Origin of the sequence: Giesbergeria sinuosa (genome assembly GCF_042652905.1) — a bacterium.
GTDB lineage: Bacteria > Pseudomonadota > Gammaproteobacteria > Burkholderiales > Burkholderiaceae_C > Simplicispira > Simplicispira sinuosa.
The window spans coordinates 1-2,782 of sequence record NZ_JBHSHJ010000024.1; the positions used below are offsets into that span (position 1 = coordinate 1).

The window sequence follows — 2,782 nt, forward strand, 5'->3', positions numbered from 1 at the left end:
CCAATACGAAACCAAAGAATACTGACTGGTAAGCGAAAAAAACCTATTTTCTTAATACCAGCAACAGCAAAACCAGAATTTTGACAGCCTTGGAATAAGCACGGCTGTGGACAAAACGCTAACGAACCTAGGTAAGCGGCAGCTGAAAGCTGTCCGCTTGAGCGCCGAGTTAGAACCCAAGCCCACACACCAGCCACCCAAGGCCAGCAGCATAACCGGAAAAGCGAACCTAGACCAGCGCCACTACGAAACCAAAGAGCACTGACTGGCAAGCCCAAAGCAAAACCTACTTTTGAATGCCAGCGACAGAAAAACTCGGATTTTGACAGCCTTGGAATAAGCACCGGCGTGGGCGAAATGCTAACGAACTAAGGTAAGCGGCAGCTGGAGGCTGTCCGCTTGAGCGACCAGTTAGAACCAAAGCCTACACAGCAGCCACCCAAAGCCAGCAGCATAGCCGGAAAAACGAACTTGCACCAGCGCCAATACGAAACCAAAGCATGCTGACCCCGGCAAGCCAAAAGCAGAATTTACTTTTGAACAGTGGCGATAACCAAACCTGGTTTTTTACGCACTTGGAAAAAACAACACCGTGGGCCAAGGCTAACGAACCAAGGTAAGCGGCGGCTGAAAGCTGTCCGCTTGAGCGCCAAGTTAGAACCTAGGCCCACACAGCAGTCACCCAAAGCCAGCAGCATAGCTGGAAAAACGAACCAACGCCAGTGCCAATACGAAAACAAGAACAGCTGGCGCAAACACCAAAGACAAGAGCTGCTTTTTGGGTAAAAACAAAACCGAATTTTGAAAGCTTTGGAATAAGTACCGGCGTGGGCGAAATGCTAACGACGAAGGTCAGCGGATTGTTAGGTGAAATGCCCCTATGTTGTTGTTGCATTTCAACATTGAAACTAGGCTGCCTGTGTGGAATTTTTTAATTTGAGTAACAGGATTATTTATTTTCAGTTGAGGCTATTCGCCGACAGCCGTACCGATGAGTTGAAGGAACGTACCTACACAGGCAAGTGTTAGCCCACACCGGAAAAGGAGGCCCGTTCGCTGGAGCTTTTCACTAAGCGATGCGGTTTCTAGTTCCTGGGTGGATGGTTCGTACTTTAAGCCCCGTTTTGCAGCTTCATATTGTTCAACAAACACTGTGTCTCGCACGTTGTTGGAGGCTTCGTTAAGGCGGAGAGCAAGGAGATCAATTCGTGTTAATACAAGAAGGCCGAGCAACTGTAAGCCAATGCCTGCGAGATTAATGATTTTTGTGTTTGTCATGGTCGCCGGATGAAATTGGAACAAGCCTAACGAAATAAGGTAAGCGGCAGCTGGAAGCTGTCCGCTTGAGCGCCAAGTTAGAACCCAAGCCCACGCACCAGTCGCCCCCAAAGCCAGCAGCATAGCCGGAAAAACGAACCTGTACCAGTGCCACCACGAAACCAAGAACACCAAGCCAAAAAACCAAAGATAAAAATTACTTTGGAAACACTGGCAAAAGTAAAACTTGGTTTTTAACGAGCATGGAATAAGCACAGCCGTGGGCAAATGCTAACGAACTAAGGTAAGCGGCAGCTGAAAGCTGTCCGCTTGAGCGCCGAGTTAGAACCCAAGCCCACACACCAGCGCCACCCAAAGCCAGCAGCATAGCTGGAAAAAGAACTTGCACCAGTGCCAATACGAAACCGAAGAATACCGACTCCGGCAAGCCAAAAGCAGAATTTACTTTTGAACAGTGGCGATAACCAAACCCGGTTTTTTACGCGCTTGGAAAAAACAACGTCGTGGGCTGATGCTAACGAACCAAGGTAAGCGGCGGCTGGAAGCTGTCCGCTTGAGCGCCAAGTTAGAACCCCAAGCCACGCACTAGCCACCCAAAGCTAGCAGCATAACCGGAAAAATGAGCCTGCACCAGTGCCACCAGGCCAAAAAACCAAAGATAAAACTTACTTTGGAAACACTAGCAAAAGTAAAATTTGGTTTTTAACGAACGTGGAATAAAAACCACCGTGGGCTAATGCTAACGAACCAAGGTAAGCGGCGGCTGGAAGCTGTCCGCTTGAGCGCCGAGTTAGAACGCAAGCCCACGCACCAGCGACAACAATTTTTTGGACTCAACGTACCATTCTTGTATCTTGAGGGTCAGATGCACGGCGAGCACGCCAAGTTTGAGTGCTACGGCTCCAAACGACACCGTCAGGAGTTAATTTTTTAAATGCTTCAAGAATACCTTTATTTATTGCCCAGTTCCTTTGCTTGTTTTTATAGACGTGTAGCTCACCAAATTCCGTCCGTATGCCACGCGCGGCAGATGATTGAGACAAACGTTGATGCTTGCTGTATTGCTCAAGCATCCATTCTGCTACTTTCATTTCCTCTTCAGTCGAAGCCATAGTTTCGCTCTCTCTTTATTGATCTAACGAACCAAGGTAAGCGGCAGCTGGAAGCTGTCCGCTTGAGCGCCGAGTTAGAACCCAAGCCCACACACCAGCCACTCAAAGCCAACAGCATAACCGGTAAAACGAATCTGTACCAGCGCCAATACGAAACCAAGAAAATACTGACCTGAAAGCTAAAAGCTAAACCTATTTTTGAACACCATCGACAGCAAAACTTGGATTTTGATGGCCTTGAAATAAGCATTGTGGTGGGCCAATGCTAACGAACTAAGGTAAGCGGCAGCTGAAAGCTGTCCGCTTGAGCGCCAAGTTAGAACCCACGCCCACACAGCAGCCACCCAAAGCCAGCAGCATAGCGGGAAAAACGAACCTGCACCAGTGCCAAT

The 2,782-nt window shown here is 48.6% G+C and carries 2 protein-coding genes; both read right to left on the bottom strand.

All coding sequences use genetic code 11. From position 1 onward, the window contains the following. Window positions 1-2,111: 2,111 nt before the first annotated feature. Entirely contained in the window at window positions 2,112-2,390 is a 279-nt protein-coding gene (locus ACFO6X_RS15760) for a DUF6953 family protein (RefSeq protein ID WP_382434943.1), read from the bottom strand. 179 nt (window positions 2,391-2,569) lie between these two features. After that, window positions 2,570-2,782 (bottom strand): hypothetical protein (locus ACFO6X_RS15765; protein ID WP_382434945.1); only part of this gene is annotated, 213 nt, incomplete at its 5' end.